At 35.3% G+C, this 19,837-nt stretch carries 19 protein-coding genes and 1 tRNA gene; 17 read left to right on the forward strand and 3 right to left on the reverse strand.

Annotation, left to right across the window (positions count from 1 at the left end; all coding sequences use genetic code 11):
- Nucleotides 1-152: 152 nt before the first annotated feature.
- Nucleotides 153-1,988 (reverse strand): flavocytochrome c, encoded by a 1,836-nt coding sequence (locus tag H8718_RS02175; RefSeq protein WP_249331354.1) that lies wholly within the window; start codon nt 1,986-1,988, stop codon nt 153-155.
- Nucleotides 1,989-2,184: 196 nt separating this feature from the next.
- On the opposite strand from H8718_RS02175, the gene H8718_RS02180 reads away from it, so the two are divergent.
- From H8718_RS02180 to H8718_RS02255, 16 genes are all read left to right on the forward strand, one after another.
- Nucleotides 2,185-2,256: transfer RNA gene (locus H8718_RS02180), tRNA-Glu, on the forward strand.
- Between the two features lie 386 nt (nt 2,257-2,642).
- A complete protein-coding gene (locus tag H8718_RS02185; protein WP_249331355.1) occupies nt 2,643-4,364 on the forward strand; it encodes a phospho-sugar mutase in 1,722 nt (573 codons plus the stop codon).
- Nucleotides 4,365-4,452: 88 nt separating this feature from the next.
- Nucleotides 4,453-5,241 (forward strand): 7alpha-hydroxysteroid dehydrogenase, encoded by a 789-nt coding sequence (gene hdhA / locus H8718_RS02190; RefSeq protein WP_249331356.1) that lies wholly within the window; start codon nt 4,453-4,455, stop codon nt 5,239-5,241.
- A gap of 21 nt (nt 5,242-5,262) precedes the next feature.
- Nucleotides 5,263-5,790, forward strand: a complete 528-nt coding sequence (locus H8718_RS02195) for a 2'-5' RNA ligase family protein (protein ID WP_249331357.1) — start codon at nt 5,263-5,265, stop codon at nt 5,788-5,790.
- A gap of 158 nt (nt 5,791-5,948) precedes the next feature.
- A complete protein-coding gene (locus H8718_RS02200) occupies nt 5,949-6,269 on the forward strand; it encodes a PadR family transcriptional regulator (protein WP_177671008.1) in 321 nt (106 codons plus the stop codon).
- Nucleotides 6,262-6,858, forward strand: a complete 597-nt coding sequence (locus tag H8718_RS02205; RefSeq protein ID WP_249331358.1) for a DUF1700 domain-containing protein — start codon at nt 6,262-6,264, stop codon at nt 6,856-6,858. Before H8718_RS02200 ends, H8718_RS02205 begins: the two co-directional genes overlap by 8 nt.
- Nucleotides 6,852-7,847, forward strand: coding sequence for a DUF4097 family beta strand repeat-containing protein (locus H8718_RS02210; RefSeq protein ID WP_177671006.1), 996 nt, complete (start codon nt 6,852-6,854; stop codon nt 7,845-7,847). Before H8718_RS02205 ends, H8718_RS02210 begins: the two co-directional genes overlap by 7 nt.
- 230 nt (nt 7,848-8,077) lie before the next feature.
- The gene (locus H8718_RS02215; protein ID WP_249331359.1) at nt 8,078-8,899 is read left to right on the forward strand and encodes a metallophosphoesterase; all 822 of its coding nucleotides are present in this window, start codon (nt 8,078-8,080) and stop codon (nt 8,897-8,899) included.
- 121 nt (nt 8,900-9,020) lie between these two features.
- Nucleotides 9,021-10,307, forward strand: a complete 1,287-nt coding sequence (locus H8718_RS02220; RefSeq protein ID WP_249331360.1) for an adenylosuccinate synthase — start codon at nt 9,021-9,023, stop codon at nt 10,305-10,307.
- 528 nt (nt 10,308-10,835) lie between these two features.
- The gene (locus tag H8718_RS02225; protein WP_177671003.1) at nt 10,836-11,330 is read left to right on the forward strand and encodes a nucleoside deaminase; all 495 of its coding nucleotides are present in this window, start codon (nt 10,836-10,838) and stop codon (nt 11,328-11,330) included.
- Nucleotides 11,331-12,044: 714 nt separating this feature from the next.
- A complete protein-coding gene (locus tag H8718_RS02230; protein WP_177671002.1) occupies nt 12,045-12,200 on the forward strand; it encodes a hypothetical protein in 156 nt (51 codons plus the stop codon).
- Between the two features lie 335 nt (nt 12,201-12,535).
- The gene (locus tag H8718_RS20915; RefSeq protein ID WP_334299072.1) at nt 12,536-12,595 is read left to right on the forward strand and encodes a hypothetical protein; all 60 of its coding nucleotides are present in this window, start codon (nt 12,536-12,538) and stop codon (nt 12,593-12,595) included.
- 169 nt (nt 12,596-12,764) lie between these two features.
- Nucleotides 12,765-13,709, forward strand: a complete 945-nt coding sequence (locus H8718_RS02240) for an AAA family ATPase (protein WP_249331361.1) — start codon at nt 12,765-12,767, stop codon at nt 13,707-13,709.
- Nucleotides 13,696-14,889: a DUF58 domain-containing protein gene (locus H8718_RS02245; RefSeq protein WP_249331362.1), complete on the forward strand. Its 1,194-nt coding sequence runs from the start codon at nt 13,696-13,698 to the stop codon at nt 14,887-14,889. Before H8718_RS02240 ends, H8718_RS02245 begins: the two co-directional genes overlap by 14 nt.
- Nucleotides 14,890-14,903: 14 nt before the next feature.
- On the forward strand, nt 14,904-17,042 hold the full coding sequence (locus H8718_RS02250; protein WP_249331363.1) for a transglutaminase family protein: 2,139 nt from the start codon (nt 14,904-14,906) through the stop codon (nt 17,040-17,042).
- 81 nt (nt 17,043-17,123) lie between these two features.
- Nucleotides 17,124-17,726 (forward strand): cyclase family protein, encoded by a 603-nt coding sequence (locus H8718_RS02255; protein WP_177670998.1) that lies wholly within the window; start codon nt 17,124-17,126, stop codon nt 17,724-17,726.
- A 115-nt stretch (nt 17,727-17,841) separates the two neighbouring features.
- Here H8718_RS02255 and H8718_RS02260 read toward each other — a convergent pair whose 3' ends face one another.
- Entirely contained in the window at nt 17,842-18,390 is a 549-nt protein-coding gene (locus H8718_RS02260) for a hypothetical protein (protein ID WP_177670997.1), read from the reverse strand.
- 202 nt (nt 18,391-18,592) lie between these two features.
- On the opposite strand from H8718_RS02260, the gene H8718_RS02265 reads away from it, so the two are divergent.
- Nucleotides 18,593-19,036 (forward strand): hypothetical protein, encoded by a 444-nt coding sequence (locus H8718_RS02265; protein ID WP_249331364.1) that lies wholly within the window; start codon nt 18,593-18,595, stop codon nt 19,034-19,036.
- A 46-nt stretch (nt 19,037-19,082) separates the two neighbouring features.
- On the opposite strand, the gene H8718_RS02270 is transcribed toward H8718_RS02265, so the two are convergent.
- Nucleotides 19,083-19,823 carry a putative ABC transporter permease gene (locus H8718_RS02270; RefSeq protein ID WP_249331365.1) on the reverse strand — a complete coding sequence of 247 codons (741 nt, stop codon included), beginning with the start codon at nt 19,821-19,823 and terminating at the stop codon, nt 19,083-19,085.
- Nucleotides 19,824-19,837: the final 14 nt, after the last annotated feature.

Below are 19,837 nucleotides of genomic sequence, written 5' to 3' on the forward strand. Positions count from 1 at the left end.
AGAAACTAGGATGGATGAGCCCAGTAGAATACAGGGTGAGCCTCTTAGCTGCATAAAGAAATAGCGTAGCAGCTTAAACGCTACTACGCTATAAAGTCTAACTTATTGGGGTCACATCAATATAGGCTCTAGCTGTTTTTTATATAATAATATTATTTTGCAGTAGTTAAAGCACTGTTTACCGCTTCAAATACAGCAGTACTTGAGTTAGATGCACCTGTTACAGCATCAATGCCTTCTGTAGATTGGTTATAAATAATATCTGGAATTAAATCATTTTGAATAGACATAAAGATTGAAGATGTTTCATGATGTTCAAGAACTTCGATAGTATCAATGAAACCATCTTTTACAGTTACTTCAACTTTAATGGTACCGTTGTTACCAGTTGCTTCACCTTGGTAAACACCATCTTTGAAGCTAGCAGTAGCAGTTTCATTTATTTTTGGTGTAGAAGCTTCTTCTTTTTCAGAAACTGTAGTAGCACCTATACCACCATCTGCCATAGCAAGTGTAGCAGCTTTAGTACCAGCTTGACGTCCAAATACAATAATATCTGCTAAAGCATTACCACCAAGACGCTCAGCGCCATGTACACCACCTGTTACTTCACCAGCAGCAAATAAACCAGGAATAATATTACCATCTGTATTTACAACTTCAGCATTTGTATTGATTTTGATACCACCCATTGTATGGTGAACACCTGGTGCAATTTTGATTGCATAGTAAGGTGCTTTTTCAAAGGCAATATCCATACCAGCGCTACGTCCAAATGCAGCATCAATACCTGATTTTACAGAGTCATTCCATGCAGCGATTGTTGCTTTAAGAGTATCCGCATCCATTCCAAGAGCAGTTGCTAAAGCTTCAGGTGTTTCACCTTCAGTTGTAAGGCCTTGCGCTACATATTTTTCGATTGCTTTTAAGCTTTCGCGTACACCTTGGTCAAACACAAGGTATGCATATTGATCTTCTTGCTCTAAGACAGCAGCAGATACTTTGTCGCGAGTGGACATTTCATCTGTAAAACGTTCGCCTTTAGTATTTACAAGAATTGCACCATTACCGCGAACAGCTTCTGTAATAAGAGCAGCTGTTTCAGGATGAACTGTTGGGTGAATCTGAATTTGCTCAATATCGTCAAGAGCTGCACCAAGAGCTTCAGCTAAGATAATTCCATCACCTGTTGCACCTGGTTGGTTTGTACTAATAAAGCCATCAAGTTGTGGCTGATATTTTGTGTAAAGTTCTGGATTATTTCCAAATCCACCAGATGCAATAACAACAGCATCTGCTTTGATGATGTAAGAAGTTTTTTCACCATTTTCTGTAGCAATTGCTTTAATACCTGTTACTTTATCATTTTCGTAAATAACTTCAGTTGCTTCAGTGTTGAGCATTGTATCAATACCACGTTGTTCTGTATTTTGATAAAGAACATTTACTAAATGATCACCTACAGGAGCACCACCAGTTGGTCTATGAGCACGCTTGAAAGATGCGCCACCAAGGGAACCTACATCAGAAAGATCAGCACCTAAATCTGTAAGCCAAGCTACAGCATCGGCAGCATTTTCAGTCATAAATTTAACAAGTTCAGGATCGTTGAGTTCCTCTCCACCCTTCATTGTGTCAGTATAGTGAACTTCAACAGTATCTTCAATTCCAGCTTCTTTTTGAAAAGTTGTTCCAGCAGCGTTTAGACCACCTGTTGCACGAGCAGTATTTCCGCCAACGAAAGGCATTTTTTCTACTAAAATAACATGAGCTCCAGCATCATGTGCTTCAATAGCAGCACTTAAGCCACCACCACCAGCACCGATAACGATAACATCTGTTTCAAGTGTAAGAGTTTCTTGTGCTGATTCAGTTACTTCTGTTGTAACTTCTTTTTCTACTTGAGTAGGTGTAGAAGCACAACCTGTTAATAGGGAAACTGATAAACCTAAGCAAGCTATAGTAGATAAAAGTTTTTTCATCTTCATAATAATATCCCTCTTTATGTTTGATAAATTATTGTCAAACATAGTGTATCATAGTATAAAAAATAAATATATAGCTTAACATAATGTCTGAACAGGAAATATATTATGTGTTGTTTTAAATAATTTTAATAAGTGTAAAATTATTTAAAAAATGTATTGAATTAAATTGATAGGAGTTTTATAATATATAGTACAAGGCCCGTTGGTCAAGAGGTCAAGACGCCACCCTCTCACGGTGGACTCAGGGGTTCGATTCCCCTACGGGTCATATAAAAAGACTTAGCAAATGTTTGCTAAGTCTTTTCTGTTTTTTCTGTTATTAAATCAAATGATTGGATTCAATTGACTAAGTTAATTATACTATAGTAAAATTATTTTATAGGTTTTCGGAAGACCTATACACTCACTCCTTGACCTGTGAATATAAAAGTCAAGACTATAAAACTCCCCAATCTTCTTTATAGATGACCTGGTCAAGGAGGATTTTTGAACTAATTATATTGGAGATAGATTAAAGAGGACTACTTTATAAGTGTAGGCCTCTTTTTATACTTTAAATAAGGTATCGCTTATAACAATGAAATAAAATTGTAACTAGCTTTTTTTCCTAAAAAATGACATAATATAATCGACAATATACGAGGAGGGACTATGATGGATTTTAGACAAGGGTATAACCGCTGGTTAAATGAAGAAAAGGTTGATGAAGCTTTAAAAAATGAACTTCAAGCAATTGAAAATGAAAAAGAGATTGAGGACAGATTTTATAAAAATCTTGAATTCGGAACAGGTGGTTTAAGAGGTAAAATTGCAGCAGGAAGCAACCGTATGAATGTTTATACAATAGGTAAAGCTACTCAAGGGCTTGCAACATACCTTTTAAAACACAAAGCTGAGCCAAGTGTCGCTATTGCATATGATTCAAGAAATATGAGTAAAGAATTTGCAGACCAAGCAGCAAGCGTACTTGCAGCAAATGGGGTAAAAGTATTCCTTTACCCATCATTAAGACCAACACCAATGCTTTCTTTTACAGTTAGACATTTAGAAACAGATGCAGGTATTGTTATCACAGCATCTCATAACCCTAAAGAATACAATGGTTATAAAGTATATGGTAATGATGGTGGACAAATTACAGATGAAGCTGCAAAAGAGATTTTATCTTATATTGATGCAGCAGACATCTTTGAAGATGTTAAAGTTATGACATTAGAAAAAGCAGAAAAAGAAGGTAAATTAGAATACATTACAGAAGAAGTAGATAAAGCTTACTATCATCAAGTAGAAACTTTATGTATTCGTAAAGACCTTATTAAAGAAAAGGCGTCAGAACTTAAGATTATCTACACACCAATCCATGGTAGTGGTAATATTCCAGTTCGTACAATGCTTAATAAATTAGGTTTTACAAATGTAGCAGTTGTTAAGGAGCAAGAACTTCCAGATGGAAACTTCCCAACAGCACCATATCCAAACCCAGAAGATAAACGTGTATTTGAGCTTGCTATTGAAATGGCAAAAGAAACAGCACCAGACCTTATCTTTGGTACAGACCCAGACTGTGACCGTATTGGTGTAGTAGTTAAAGAAAGTGCTGATAGCTATAAAGTATTAACAGGAAACCAAGTAGGTATCCTACTTAGTGACTATATCTTAAATGCACGTAAGGAAATGGGTACTTTAAGTGGACAAGATACAATTGTTAAAACAATTGTAACTTCAGATATGGTAAAACCTATTGCGACGCATTATGGCACACAAGTAATGGATGTTTTAACAGGTTTTAAATACATTGGAGAGAAAATCAAAGAGTTCTTAGAAACAGGTGCAAATAACTTTGTATTTGGTTATGAAGAAAGCTATGGTTATTTATCAGGAGACTTCGTAAGAGATAAAGATGCTGTTATTGCTTCTGTACTTATTGCAGAGATGGCACTTTACTACCGTACACAAGGTAAAAACCTTTATGAAGCACTTGAAGATCTGTTCAAACAATATGGTTACTATAGAGAAGACTTAGTATCTATCCAGATGGAAGGGAAAGATGGTCAAGAGAAAATCCAAGCGATTATCTCTAACTTAAGAGAAAATGCACCTAAAGAAGTAGGTGGTATAAGAGTAGTAAGAGTTGAAGATTATAAACTATCTAAAGCTTACAATGTATTAGAAGGGGCAGAAGAAGCAATCTTCCTTCCAACTTCAAATGTTATGAAATTTATTTTAGAAGATGGTAGTTGGTTTGTAGTAAGACCTTCAGGTACAGAACCAAAAATGAAAATCTATGTATCTATCATTGGACAAGATGAAAAGGATGCTACAAATAAAGTAGAAAATTTCAAAAAACAAGTTTTAGAATTAGTAGAAAATAACTAGTTCATTCAGCTATAAGAAGCTAGGTCATTTCCTAATTTAGGTAGGCCTAGCTTTTTTTATATACATTGTTGTTAAAGGAGATTAAATCATGAAAAGAGTAGAAAATAAAGTAGCATTAGTCACATCTTCTACAAGAGGGATTGGACTTGCTATTGCTAAAACACTTGCTAAAGAAGGTGCACGTGTATACCTTGCAGTAAGAAGATTAGATGCAGGTCAGGAGGTAGCGAATGAAATTATTGCAGAAGGTGGATTTGCTAAGCCTGTTTACTTTGATGCTTCTAAAGTAGAGACACACATGAGTATGATTGAAGAAGTAGTTGAAGCTGAAGGACGTATAGATATTTTAGTCAATAATTATGGTTCAACAGACGTTCAAAAGGACTTAGATCTCGTAAATGGAGATACAGAAGCTTTCTTTAATATTGTTAATCAAAATCTTGAAAGTGTTTACTTACCATGTAAGGTGGCGGTACCTTATATGATTAAAAATGGTGGAGGAAGCATTATTAACATTTCTACAATTGGTTCAGTAAACCCTGACCTTGGACGTATTGCTTATGTTGTATCTAAAGCAGCTATCAACGCGCTTACACAAAATATTGCAGTTCAGTATGCAAAAAAAGGGATAAGATGTAATGCTGTTCTTCCAGGTCTTATTGCTACGGATGCAGCCCTTAATAATATGTCAGAGGAGTTCTTAGAACATTTCTTAAGACATGTACCACTTAACCGTACAGGGTATCCTCAAGATATTGCTAATGCAGTACTTTTCTTTGCAAGTGATGAATCTTCTTATATTACAGGTACACTTCAAGAAGTAGCAGGTGGATTTGGTATGCCATCACCTATTTATGGGGATGCTGTTAAGAAATAAGGTTATTTTAGGAGGGAGTTTATGAGATATGTCGTTGTTTGTGATGTCCTAGGTGAGGGTGGTCGGTTTAATAATAACCTTAGAAGAGAGGTTTATGAAAAACTAGGAGTAAAATCTTCTTCATTGCCGGCCCACTTTACGATTAAGGCGCCTTTTGAACATGAAGGTTCTATAGAGGACCTTGAGAAAGTGTTAGAAGTATTTTGTCATAAGGAACATGCAGCACCTTTTAGACTTAAAGGCTATGATCACTTTGATGATAGAGTGGTTTACATGCATGTAGACATGTCTGATGAAGGCCAAGCTATGCATAGCAGATTGATTGATGCAATGGCTGAGGTACCTTATATTATTTTTGATAAAAAAGATGGAAAAGATAAGATTTTTCATGTGACAGTATCTTCTAAGAAAGTAGCACCTATGTATAACAAGCTATGGGATTATGTACATCAGTATCCTTGTGATTTTGAATGTATGTTTGATAACATTAGCCTATATAGATGGGATGACTATAAATGGCAATTACACAAAAAATTTGAATTAAAATAATGGTAAAGGGATTAGACATTAAAATAAGATGTTTAATCCCTTTGTTGTTATTACAATTTGAATATAAAGAAAGTTTGTTTATGTAGTTGAATTATAATATTATACGACGTATAATATTGATGAATGAATAATATCATGCAGACAAAGGAGTAGAAGCTGTGGCAATTCAACTAGGAGGTAATTTGTTAGAAGCATGTGTACTGGCTGTTGTGCGTAATGAAGATGTTTATGGTTATCGTCTTACACAAGAGGTAAGGGAAGCCTTAGACATTTCGGAGTCCACACTTTACCCCGTATTAAGGAGATTACAAAAAGAGGGGTATTTACACGCTTATGATGAACCTTATCAAGGAAGAAACAGAAGGTACTATCAGATTACAGAATTAGGACATCAGAAGTATGAGGAGTTTTTAAAGGAATGGGATGTCTACAAGAAAAAAGTAGACCATATTTTAGTAGGAGGAGTAGAACATGAATAGGGAATTGTTTATGAGAGAGCTAGCAGGTAGACTGTCTAGGTTGCCAGAAGAAGAACGGTTAGCAGCTATGCAATACTATGAAGAATATTTTGATGAAGCAGGACCAGATAGGGAAGAGGAGGTGATTAGGGGACTTGGGAGCCCATCTGATATTGCTAAGCAGCTTCTTGCAGAATTTGTTGTCAAGGAAGCAGAAGTAAAACCTATGAAGCCAAAGCAAAGTTTTCAAGCAGTATGGATTGTTATTGCAGCACTATTTGCGGGGCCAATCGCACTGCCACTAGCTTTTGTAGTAGCAATTTTAGTATTTGCCGGATTTGTAACAATAGGCTCTCTTGTTTTTGCGGGAGTAATCACAGCAGTAGCTTTGCTTGGCGCTGCTAGTATTGTCTTAGTTGTAGGAATAAAGATGTTATTTATTCAACCAGCGACGGGCCTTGTGATGGTAGGAGGGTGTTTAGCTTTAATTGGAGTTGGTCTATTAGTAGGACTTTTAATGTACATTGTAATTGGCAAAGGATTACCTATGATTGCAAAAGGAGTTATTAGTTTATTTAATCGCCTTAAAGGGGGAACGGCCACATGTTAAAAAAATCAACGATAGTAGCTATAGCAGGTAGTTTAATTGTAGGAGGTATAGGCCTAAGTACAGTAGGATTAGCCTTAGGTGGGGAGTCTTCAGTACATTTTGATTCATTTTTAGAACTAAGTGAACCTACTTTTGAAAAAGAATATAGCCAGAAGATAATAGAGGCACAATCAGAATTAAGAATGACAATGGATAGAGAAGAAAAACTTGATACAGGTGAGGTTAAGCAAAAAGGTTGGGAGAAACTAGATGGTTTTAGTGAAATGAAAGTGGAAGTTGGAACAGTTGATTTTAATGTAGTCATAGGGGAAGACTATAAGATTGAGGTAGATGTAAAAACTAATGTAGATCTTAGCTATGATATTAGGGGAGAAAAGCTTTATATCAAGCAGAAAAATATAGAACAGTATAGAAGAAATAATGGCTTTAGAAGTAACTTAAATGATGGAACCATAACAGTGATGATTCCCCAAGATGCAAAACTTGAGGAGGTTATACTTAATTTAGGTGTAGGAGAAGGGCATTTAGAGGGAATTACAGTAAATGAGTTAGAAATTAGCAATGGCGTAGGCAGTATGAATATTAATAATGTAGTCGCTAATAATGCACATATTACAGGTGGTGTGGGAGACATAAAGGTAGAAGATTTTAAAGTAAAAGGTGTTGTTTTTGATAGTGGGGTAGGTGATCTTAATGTTACAAGCCTTGTAAGTGATAGATTAGAGGCGAATATGGGTGTAGGTGATGTATCTATACAAGGAGACATTCAGGGAGATATAGAAATAGGTGGAGGATTAGGATCATTAAGACTTGAATTAGTAGGGCAGGAGAAAGACTATAACTATTTTATCTCAAGAGGTGGTGGCCATATTACTATTAATGAAATGAACCAATTTGGTTTAGGTGATGTGAAAGTTAATAATAATAGCCAGTACAATATAGAAATTGAAGCTGGCTTAGGTGAGATTCTAATAAAAACGGATAAATAGAGAGAAGGACTGCTACATACAGTCCTTTTTAGATATTAAGAAATTTAAATACTGGTTTAAGATAAAATGATAAAATAGTCTTTTAGACTTTGGTGAATGAATGGAGAGGGGATTACTTTTTATGTCTGTGTAGAAAGTGAAGAAAAAGGACAAGCTATAAGGTAAGAAAATATTACCAACTCTTTATAGAAGGATGCTAAAATAAAAATAGAAAAAGAGGTGATAAGGACATGAAGAAAAAGTATTTTATTAGTACTTTATTGGTAAGTTTAAGTGCGATAGGTATTATATTTTACAATGGATTAGTAGTAAGAGAGTATCCTATACAAGTGGCAAATATGAAAAGTGGAGAGAGCGTAAAAATAGTTGTACTAACAGATTTGCATAGTTTCAAATATGGTAGACGCCAAGAGCGCCTAATTAAACAAATAAAAAAGCAGACTCCAGACCTTATTATGTTAGTGGGAGATATTGTAGATGATTATCGTCCAGTAGAGGGAGTAAAACTTTTACTAGAGGGTTTAAAGGATACTGTGCCTATATTTTATGTAACTGGCAATCATGAAGAGAATATCAAGAGCTTACCTAATGTTAAAGCCTTTTTAAGAAGTTATGGTGTTACTGTATTAGAGGGAGAATATGCAAAAGTTATGGTAAATGAGGTACCTATTAACATAGGGGGGTTAAGTGATACGTACAGTCGTTACCCTTTTGTAGAGCATTTTTATAAATTGGCAGAGGCTATAAAGGAAGAAAAAGGTGTGAAAATTTTACTTTCTCATAGACCAGAGTATGCGCCTCTTTATGAGAAAGGTGGCTATGATTTAGTACTGTCTGGGCATGCACATGGAGGACAGGTCAGGATTCCTTATTTGCTTAATGGGTTGTATGCTCCGGGGCAGGGATTCTTTCCTAAATATGCGGGAGGTTACTATAAGCTGAAAGACAATACACATTTTATAGTAAGCAGAGGGCTTGCTATTTATCCAACTTTACCACGTGTGTTCAATCCACCAGAGATTGTATCGATTACATTATCAGGAATGAAATAGAGTTATAAATTATACTTATAGATGGGATAATAAATAGTAATTTTACTTATACTAAAACTTATATTATGATAGAAGTAAAGTGATTGAAAATTAAACCTTGAAATCTTAGGAGGAACTTGAAATGGTTAGTGCAATTGTTGGAGGCAACTGGGGAGACGAAGGAAAAGGTAAAATTACAGATTTATTAGCAGGAAATGCAGACATTATCGTTCGTTTCCAAGGTGGTGCAAATGCTGGTCATACAATCATCAACGAGTATGGTAAATTCGCACTTCACTTATTACCATCAGGTGTATTTAGAAAAGATGTTGTAAATATTATTGGCCAAGGTGTAGCTCTTGATTTAAGCAAATTATTTGGAGAACTTGATGGACTTACAAGTCGTGGGGTGCCAATGCCAAATATTCTTGTATCAGATCGTGCGCAAATTCTTATGCCTTACCATATATTATTTGACCAATTAGAAGAAGCAAGACTTGGAGATAAAAGCTTTGGTTCTACAAAATCAGGTATTGCACCATTTTATTCAGATAAATACTTAAAAATTGGTGTTCAAGTTGGTGAAATGTTTGATGATGAAATTTTAATGGAAAGACTTGAAAAAGTTTGTGAAATTAAAAATCAAACTATTAAATCTCTTTACCAAGGTACTGAGCTTCTTGATCCAAAGGCAGTTTTTGATGAAGTAGTTAAATATCGTGAACGCCTTGAACCAATGGTAGCAAACATTGCTTACTACTTAAATGATGCTATTAAAGCAGGTAAACACATTTTACTTGAAGGCCAACTTGGTGCATTAAAAGATACAGACAATGGTATTTACCCATATGTAACATCTTCATCACCACTTGCAGGTTTTGCAACAGTTGGTGCAAGTATTCCACCACATGAAATCAAACAAATTGTAACAGTTGTTAAAGCATACTCATCAGCAGTAGGTGCTGGCGCATTCGTAAGTGAAATCTTTGGGGAAGAAGCAGAAGAACTTAGAAAACGCGGCGGAGACTGTGGGGAATATGGTGCAACAACAGGTAGACCACGTCGTATGGGTTGGTTTGACGTTGTAGCAACAAAATATGGTTGTATGCTTCATGGAACAACAGATGTAGCGTTATCACTTCTTGATGTACTTGGTTACCTTGATAAAATCCCAGTATGTATCGGATATGAAATTGATGGCGTTGTAACAGATGTATTTCCAACGACACCACAGCTTAACAAAGCAAAGCCAGTTCTTACTTATTTAGATGGATGGAAATGTGACATCAGTGGTATTAAAAACTATGATGATCTTCCTGAGAATGCTAAAAAATACGTAGAGTTCGTAGAAGAAAAATTAGGTTACCCTGTAACACTTGTTTCTAACGGACCAAAACGTGATGATATCATCCTAAGAAATTTCAAGTAAAATAGAATTTAGATAAAATTAAAATAGAGTTTTTGAATATATACAGGCAGACGGTACTGGAGAACCTCCAACAGCCCAATCTTAAGTTGTAGCATAGACAACCAAACATTGAAGAAACTAGGATACTTATATCTCACTGAGTATTATAGACAAGTTAGTGTAAACTAAAGAACCGCTTTATATGGAACCGTACGTACGGTGGTGTGAGAGGTCGGTAGATAAACTCATTATCTACCTCCTACTCGATTTCATATTTGCTAATGTATGATCTAGGTTCTTAATTACGTTTTCAGTCTATTGACTTTATATCTCAAATATTTTATAATAATCAACATAATAATCAACAACAGAAAATCAATATTATGGTTCATAATAATGGTGCCCGCAAGAGACTCATTAGGTAGATGGAATATGCTACTCATCTTGCATAGGGCTTATTATATAAAAACCAAGGATTGATAAAGGTAGCCCGATGGTAGGGCTACCTTTTTTTGTTGAATTTAGTAACTTGTATTAGGAGGAAATATTGTGAAAGATTTAGAACATGCTAAGTACATAAAAAGATGTATAGAAATTTCTATTGAATCCCTAAAAAACGGGAATCATCCATTTGGTGCATTGATTGTAGATAACGAAGGTAGGATAATTATTGAATCTGGAAACATCGAGGTTACTGATAAAGAATGTACAGGACACGCAGAAACAACAGCTATGAGAAAAGCCGTTAAACACTATTCAAAAGACTTTCTATGGAACTGTACGTTATACTCTACAGCAGAACCTTGCTGTATGTGTACTGGTGCAATCTACTGGGGCAATGTTGGGAGAATTGTTTATGGTATCAGTGAGAAAAAACTATTGGAGTTAACTGGAAGTGATGCGGAAAATCCAACTTTTGATATGCCATGTAGAGAGATTATCGCAAGAGGACAAAAACCCATTGAAGTTATCGGTCCTATCGCAGATGATGAATTAGCGAAAGAAATTGTCGAGCCACATATAGGATATTGGAATAATAAATAAGAAAACCTTAAATATCTTGTTTATTGTGTTGTGGAGTTATAAGTATAGACAAAACACCATTATTTCAAGCTATAATACATAGAGTTAATCATGGTATAAAGTCATTTACACTTTGAATTTGTACTGTGCATCATTATAACTCACAGGCAATCATTACACAGCATTGTGTAGTTCGGAATTGCACTCATAACCTTACCCGTTTTTCGAGAAGTCAGCTCATTACTTGCCAGATAGCCGCCTTAAAATCCCCTTGTACGAGCTATCACACAGTAGTATCAGTGGGATATGAAACACTGAAAAAGCCCTGAAATAACAGGATTTTTTAATACCAGACATCACTTGCTGATGCCTGATCGGGGTTACTCCTAAACGGTAGGACGCTGGTTCGATTCCAGTCGGGAACGTATATTTTATAAGGACTGCCTAAAGGGCAGTCCTGTTTTTATGTGGTGCGTCCAGAAAAGCTGGACTATGCTTGCAGGTGAAAGTCCTGCCTAGGTAATCGCCAAGGAGCCTAGTAACTAATCACCAGGCGTAGCAGAAATGTTGGGTCTGAAGCGTGAGGGTAATGTGTTCATCAGAATGCTAGTGAAAATGCAGGTTGTAACATTAAGTGAATTCTGCCGTATCGTTAAAAAGGACTCTTGTTAAAGAGATAAAGAGGAAGTGGAGCCTTGCGTATAAGGGCGAGGGCCATGGAGGAGGTAAGAGTGAGTGAATGCGATAGTGAATAGACGTCTAGTAGGATTTAGGAACTATTATGGTTTAAAACATGCAGGTAAACAACTGAACAAGATAGACTGGTATGTACTAGAAAAGTTCACAGTATGGAATTCTGAGGGCTGGAATGGTAGAGAAACATATATTTAAAGAAATAGGAGTAGGTGTACCACAAGGTGGTCCCCCTAAGTCCTATACTGAGTAACATCATGCTTAATGAACTAGACCAAGAATGAGAACGTCGAGGACATAAATTTGTAAGATACGCAGGCGACATGATGATTCTGTGTAAAAGTAGAAGAAGTGCGGAACGTACTTTAAGAAATATCATACCATTTATAGAGAGAAAACTGAGGTTGCCTACATAGGAAAGGTAAAATTCCTAGGATTTTCATTCTATAAACATAAGATGGGTATGAGATTACAGGTACATCCAAAGGCAATTAGCAGATATGAAACAATTGCTAGTTAGAACAGACGAATGGATGAGGCGACGAATAAGAATGGTCTATTGGAAACAATGGAAGAAAGTTAAAACTACATAGAGGATGCTCACGCACTATGGAATCAATAAATGGAAGGCATGGGAATATGCAAATACAAGAAAGGGCTACAATAAAACTGTCTTACTTTTTGTTTACTTTGATGATTCTTAAGAAAATATGGATTATGATATAATATTATAAAAATAGAGTTATATTTGGGGGTGGCACCGTGAGAAGTGTACAAAAGATAGTAGAGAATATTGAGAGAGTTATAGTGGGAAAGACAGAGGTTATTGAGTTATTAAGTATAGCGCTTATATGTAGGGGGCATGTGCTTATTGAAGATGTGCCGGGAGTAGGTAAAACAACTTTAGCAGGAGCTTTAGCAAAATCTGTATCGGGAAGACTTAAACGTATTCAGTTTACACCAGATGTATTGCCATCAGATTTAACAGGCTTTTCTATGTATAATCAAAAGACGGGAGAGTTTGAATATAAAGCAGGTACCTTATCTGGAGAATTTATTTTAGCAGATGAAATTAATAGAACATCGCCTAAAACGCAGGCAAGTCTATTAGAAGCGATGGAGGAAAGACAAGTTACTGTAGATGGTGTAACTTATAAAATGCCTAAAACCTTTATGGTGTTAGCAACACAAAATCCGGTAGATTACTTAGGGACTTTCCCCTTGCCAGAAGCGCAGATGGACCGATTTTTAATGAAGGTAAGTATTGGTTATCCAAGTGTGAGAGATGAGGAGAGAATGCTAGCTAAGTATAAGGCAGATAATCCTTTGCATACTTTACAGCCTGTTATAAGTAGTGAAGAGCTTTTACAAATTCAGGAGCAGGTATCAAAAATATATGTAGAAGAAAGTCTTTATAGTTTAATTGTTGAGATTGTAAGACAGACTAGGGTGCACAAAGATGTCCTACTAGGGGTAAGTCCAAGAGGAGCTCTAAGTTTATTGCATGCGGCTCAGGGACTTGCCTTTTTTAATGGAAGAGATTATATACTTCCAGATGATATTATAAAAATGGCACCATACGTATTGTCTCATCGTATTCAGCTTAAGCATGAAGCAAAGCTGAGAAACAAGGCTAATGAGGATATTATTCATTATATTTTAGAGGAAATTAGACTACCGAAGGTAAAAGCCTATGCTGAAAAATAGAATTTGCTATGGGATTGTTTTCATAATAGGTATGATTTTATGCTATGTTTATCAGAGTCCGGCTATATCCTTGTTTGGTTACACATTGATTTTCTTACCTATTGCTTCACTTCTTTATATGTTATGGGTATATGCTACGCTTACCTATACACAGGAGGTGGATAAGAAATTTATTACAAAAGGAGAATCGATTAGGTTTTTATTCAGTATTCATAATGAGAGTAGATGGGTCTATCCAGATATAGAAGTAATTTTTTATGGAGTAGATAGTATTCTGAATCAGTATTTTGAAAGTAAGTGTATGAGTATAGGTGGAAGAGAGAAGAAAACTTATGATTACCAGGTGCAATGTAAATATAGGGGCTATTATGAGATAGGCATTAGACAGATTTATGTTAAAGATTTTCTAGGACTTTTTAGAATTTCTTGTAAGGTGATGAATCCTAAGTTTGTAACAGTTTATCCCCGTATTATTCCACTTCGTTACTTTCCTCTTTTAGATCAAGATGGGCAAAATTTAGATATAGAAAGAGAGACATCTATAGGAGGGGGAGGTCTATTTTCCAGTATTCGTCCCTATGTTTATGGCGATAGCATGAAACAGGTTCATTGGAAGATGACTGCAAAAAAGCAGGAGCTGATGATGAAGGAAAGGCAAAGTGTATCTGTTTCTCATACTTATCTGTTTCTTGATTTGACTAAACATCCTTATGATATAGAAAGGAATACTGTTATTGAGGACAAACTTATTGAGTGTATGGTAGCAGTGAGCTATTATTGCCTTAGAAACAGTATGCCTATACAGTTTATCTATCATACAAAAAAGCTTATGACATATAGTGCTAGGGAAGAAAATGCCTTCCATATGCTTTATAAGGAACTTTCCGAGCTTAAGTTTGATTCAGAGATAGCTCTTGAGGAGGTTATTGCCCTTAGTCTTAGTCAGAGGGCGATAAGAAGTAATCAGGTGCTTATAACAGCTAAAGTCACTTATGGGCTTTATCAGCAAGTAGAGGCCTTAGTAAGAGAAGGGTGCCATGTCATTGTGGTATATGTAAGTCCTTATGAAGATAAACTAGAGGAAGATGAGGTGTGTCAGAGTGTATTAAAGGCTTTATATAAGCTTTCTGTAGTCTGCATCTATATGGGTTTTGAAGATGAACCGGAGAAAGTGTTATAAGGTAGGGGGGAACTATGAGACAAAAAATAATGAAGTATAGTTTATTAGTATGCCTTATGTTAGGCATGAGCTTTAGCTTAGTTTATAACCTCCTTTATGCTATTAGGCCTGATCAAAAGCCTGGCTTTATTTTCATAACAATAGCAGGCTGTATGTTGATAGCTATAGCTTTTGGAACTAGTATAAAGACTTTTGTAATAAGTTTGTTGGTGTTTGTTATAGGGGGAGTAGTATTAGGTTTTTATTTATATAGTGAAGGCCTTTTGGTTACAGTATATTGGCGTATTGTGTTTTTTATAAGGAGAAATCAGATGCTTTTAGGTATGAGCCTTTTAGTAACTTGGTTAGTATACTTTTTTACAATCAAAAAAATTAAATGGTTCATACCGGTTGGAGTAGGAAGTATATTTTGTGGTCTTTATATTATACAAAAGTTTCCAATGCCTACTTTGGGGATAGAAAGTTTTATTTTCATGAGTTTGTGTTATTACTTTTATCATTACTATGAAAAGATGCACTCGAAGGCTAAGAGTTACGCAAAAAGCATTGGAATATTTATGAGTATAGTACTGGGGTTAACCTATATTAGTGCATATATAGTGCCTATTAAGTTTACTTTTTTACATAATCTATTTGATAAAGAAGCTCATGAAAGTAGAACGTACAGATACAGCGAATATTATCCTTATACAGGAAGATTAGGTGGAGATCTAACGTTAGATGATAAGGAGATTCTAAATGTAGTAGCACCAAGTCAGACTTATTTAAGAGGCGGGACAAAGGCTGTTTATACAGGTCATGGATGGACTAATTATGAAGAAGAAGCTAATCGGTTTTTCATAGGTTCACATGCGCTTAAAGATACCCAGGAAGCGCTTTTAGGAAGTAAGCTTCTATCACAGGAGCCTTTTGAGAAACTTTTTGAAGGTAGTGCCTATAGGATTACTTATAAAGATATAAGAACAAGGTCTTTGTTTGTTCCGCCTAAAATGAATAATTTAGCAGTATCGCGTAATGGCTACAGTGTTTACTGTGAAAACGAAGATACACTTTTTCTAGATTATCCTTATGGCAGAGGCTTTATTTATGTAGTACAAAGTTATATACCGAGATACAAAAGTCCATATTTTGAGGAAGCTATGAAAAAAAGTCAGCCAGGCCTTTATAAAGAAGCAAAGATAATGGGAAAAGACCCTTTTGCAGGAGAATTGGATGTTTTTATAGAGCGAGCAGATTTTATAAGAGAGCGCTATACGCAGCTTCCTAAAAGTGTAACGGATAGGGTGAGGGAGCTGGCTGAAATGATTACTAAGGATTATCAAACGCCTTATGAAAAGGTACGTGCTATTGAAGCTTACCTAGCAGGAAACTATACATATACTTTAACGCCAGGGGAAACAAGTAGGACACAGGACTTTGTAGACCAATTTTTATTCGAAATAAAAGAAGGATATTGCACATATTTTGCAACAGCTATGGCTGTATTAACGCGATGTATAGGTATACCAAGCCGATATGTAGAAGGTTACGTTATACCAGAAGAGTCGAGTGGCGGAGAAAATAATTATACTGTCACAAGCAGAGAAGCACACGCCTGGGTAGAAGTCTATTTTGAAGGTATGGGATGGGCTATGTTTGAGCCTACTGCTAGCTATCAAAGTGATTTAAGAGGTTATATGAATTCACAGCAAGATACATATTATGTGCAGCCTCTGATAGAGGAAAGGACTAGAGTTGATAGGATAGATCCGATACCAAGACAAAATATTCAGTTAGATTATAGAATTTATGTTACTGGCATAGGAGGTATTATAGGTATTTTAATCCTATTGAGAGTAGGTATTTATATACATAAATATAGGCGTATGAAAAAAATGTCCCCCAATGGAGCTATATGTTATTTCTATCACCTAAGCTTAAAAGAACTTTACCGTAAAGGGTATGCTATAGAGCCAGGAGAAACAGAAATAATGTATGCTAGTCGTATGGATGAACTTTTTGAGATAGAGTTCCTTACTATGATGATGTGTACAGAAATTTATTTGAAGGCACAGTATAGCCCGGTAGAACTCTCTATAGAAGAAGTAAAAATGATGAGACAATTTTATAAACAGTGCAGAAAAAAATTAAAGTTTAGAGAAAAACAAGATTAGAGTAGACTTTAATAGTAAAATATTGGTATAATATGACGGTAAATAATTTACAAATCTTATTAAAACAAGAGATGGATTATAATGAAATACATAGATTTAACATTAACCGTGAGAAAGACCAATAAAGCATATCAATGGGCACAGACACAGCTTAAAAAGGAAATTGTAATGGGACATGTTGGGACACATATTGATATTTATGATAAACCTAATATTCCTTTAGACTATATGCAAACAAGAGGTGTTCTCTTAGATGCAAGTCATGTTACTGAAGGGGAAATCACAAGTGATGATGTTGATTTAGACTATGTAAAACCAGGAGACTTTGTACTGATTCGTACAGGAGCGATTGAGAGACATCCTTATGGTAGTGGACTATACTTTAGACAAAGTCCGATTTTATCATGGGAACTTATAGAGGAACTGATTGATTCGAAAGTAAGATTCATAGGACTTGATGCACCAGATATGAGACGCGGTCATGAACATGTACAAGCGGATAAAATGTGTGAATCAAAAGGAATCTATGTTGTAGAAAACATGAAGAATTTAGATCAGATCAATCCAGATACAGTATGCAAAGTCTTAACCATGTGGCATGAAGAACCAGAAGCGACGGGGATTAGATGCCGAGTTGTAGCTGTGCAACCAGAAGATGATGATGAGAAGAGCAACCATTCATAAAAGGCTGCTCTTTTTATTTACAATTTTATATTTTAAAGAGAGAAAGAATAATTTAGAAACAGTTTTTCGCGTGGAAGGATAAGGAAAGCATATTAAGTCCTATGATTTCACATACTTAAGCGGCTCTAGCAAGAGCTGGATTATCTACAAGCTTGTTGAGATAGCCTTCATAAATAAGGTGTAAATCAGGATGTCTTCTAAAGTCTCCAGCTGTTGTAAAGAAAGGGTCTTTGTCAAAATAGAGTGCTTTAGCTTCACGAAGTATGTAAGAAACGAAATGAGAGCAGAAATAGCTATTTTTAGGATGAAGTTTTACATTAAACATATAACTTATAACACCTAGTGTATTATATTTATATTTTTTCTGTTCAGACTTAAAATCTTCAATTTGCTGTTTAAGCAAGTGATAGGATTCATCGGTCACATCAAGTGTGTACATGAGACATTCTGTTTTAGGAAAAGCAGCGACCCATCTAGGATAATTCTCATTCATAAATCCACCTATAAAGGGATTACGAATTTTTTTTCTACTAAAGCTATACCCATTTGAAAAGTTATCATCAAAGAGAAGTGAAACATGAGCATAAGGCTCATGGGTATAGGAAGTAATTAAAGAGCAAAAGATACTTTCTGTTTTACTAAGCATAATATAAATTGTTTTCATACGTCATCCCCTTAAAGTAGATTTATCTATATGAAGATATTATAAAGAAAAATGTAGAGGAATACAATGAAGCGTTTATTCTAAAGGGGTACCCTATAGAAATAAACGCTTCATTGTATTCCTCTTTTTGTATTTAAGAGTAAAAGGAAAATTTTTGTCTATACTAATAGCTAGAAAATATAGCTTAAAATGAGGTGATAAAGTGGATGCCAATACAGAACTACTTAATTTTATTTTTCAAAATTCTGAGATGGGAACAAATACATTAGATGAACTCATTGAAATTGCAGGAGATGTACCTTTTGAACAGGTATTACTTAAACAAAGAGAAGGTTATAAAGTTATTAATCAAGAAGCAGTACGCCTTATGGAAGGAAGTGAGGAAGAGCCAAAAGGAATTAGTAAATTTGATCAAATAAGGACTTACCTTATGATTAAAGCTTCTACATTAACTAATCATTCAGCTTCTCACTTTGCAGAAATAATGATACAAGGGAGTACTATGGGAATAATCAATTTATGTAAGCAGCTCAATAGCTACAAAGAGGTAAACCCTGAAATTCGTGCATTAGCAGAGCGGTTATTACAGTTTGAAGAGGGAAATATTCAAGAACTTAAGAAATATTTAAGGCAGGATAAAGCATAAACAAAAGGGACTAGCCAGAAATGGGGAGTCCCTTTTACATTAGGAACTATTTAAGACGTTTACGAAGCTTATCCATATATTCTTCTAAATGGATAAATTGCATATGAGGGAAGGCATTTAAAAGACGTTGATGAAGAATATTTTTCTTAGATAATTTTTTGCTAAGTTCTTGCTCTAAGTATAGGGTGAGCTCGGTGCGAAGAACTTTAGGCTTTAAGGTAATATCATGTTTGGTTTTAAGGAGCTGGCTGATTTCTGAGATAGAATAGATTCGTGCTTTTAGCGAGCTTACGGTATAAAGTGTTACCACTAGGTCAATGCAGAAAAGACATTCAAAGCCCATAACTATAAGAGGTAGAGCATTCTCTGGAATATGTAGAATAAATTTCATAACTGCTGGGTGAACTAAGTAGATAATAAGAAGAGAAAGTATACCGAATAAAGTAGAGTTAAGTAAGCAGACGCGACCATGAATATTACATTTACGCTTAGAATAATCCCACCAATGTGCATGAAAGGCCTTTTCTAACATATAACTTGTTATATATTCGAGTAAACTTGTAAGAAAAATACCCAATAAAAGCACAAGAAATGGAGAAGCCTTGTAAGGTTCCAGTAGATAAAGGACGATAAGTGCACCAATACCATATACAGGGCAGTAAGGTCCATTGAGAAAACCATGGTTAATAAAATGCTTAGCAGGCAAAGAGCAATAAATCACTTCGCAGCTCCATCCTAAAATGCTGTAGATAGCAAAGTATAAAATAAAGATATAAAAAGGTGACATATACAACCTCCCTA

Source organism: Zhenhengia yiwuensis (assembly GCF_014384995.1).
Lineage (GTDB): Bacteria > Bacillota > Clostridia > Lachnospirales > Cellulosilyticaceae > Zhenhengia > Zhenhengia yiwuensis.

Bases quoted from the DNA above. Each gene is read 5' to 3' on its own strand.
- H8718_RS02175 (WP_249331354.1), bottom strand. From the start codon at position 1,988: ATGAAGATGAAAAAACTTTTATCTACTATAGCTTGCTTAGGTTTATCA.
- H8718_RS02185 (WP_249331355.1), top strand. From the start codon at position 2,643: ATGGATTTTAGACAAGGGTATAACCGCTGGTTAAATGAAGAAAAGGTT.
- hdhA (WP_249331356.1), top strand. From the start codon at position 4,453: ATGAAAAGAGTAGAAAATAAAGTAGCATTAGTCACATCTTCTACAAGA.
- H8718_RS02195 (WP_249331357.1), top strand. From the start codon at position 5,263: ATGAGATATGTCGTTGTTTGTGATGTCCTAGGTGAGGGTGGTCGGTTT.
- H8718_RS02205 (WP_249331358.1), top strand. From the start codon at position 6,262: ATGAATAGGGAATTGTTTATGAGAGAGCTAGCAGGTAGACTGTCTAGG.
- H8718_RS02210 (WP_177671006.1), top strand. From the start codon at position 6,852: ATGTTAAAAAAATCAACGATAGTAGCTATAGCAGGTAGTTTAATTGTA.
- H8718_RS02215 (WP_249331359.1), top strand. From the start codon at position 8,078: ATGAAGAAAAAGTATTTTATTAGTACTTTATTGGTAAGTTTAAGTGCG.
- H8718_RS02220 (WP_249331360.1), top strand. From the start codon at position 9,021: ATGGTTAGTGCAATTGTTGGAGGCAACTGGGGAGACGAAGGAAAAGGT.
- H8718_RS02245 (WP_249331362.1), top strand. From the start codon at position 13,696: ATGCTGAAAAATAGAATTTGCTATGGGATTGTTTTCATAATAGGTATG.
- H8718_RS02250 (WP_249331363.1), top strand. From the start codon at position 14,904: ATGAGACAAAAAATAATGAAGTATAGTTTATTAGTATGCCTTATGTTA.
- H8718_RS02255 (WP_177670998.1), top strand. From the start codon at position 17,124: ATGAAATACATAGATTTAACATTAACCGTGAGAAAGACCAATAAAGCA.
- H8718_RS02260 (WP_177670997.1), bottom strand. From the start codon at position 18,390: ATGAAAACAATTTATATTATGCTTAGTAAAACAGAAAGTATCTTTTGC.
- H8718_RS02270 (WP_249331365.1), bottom strand. From the start codon at position 19,823: ATGTCACCTTTTTATATCTTTATTTTATACTTTGCTATCTACAGCATT.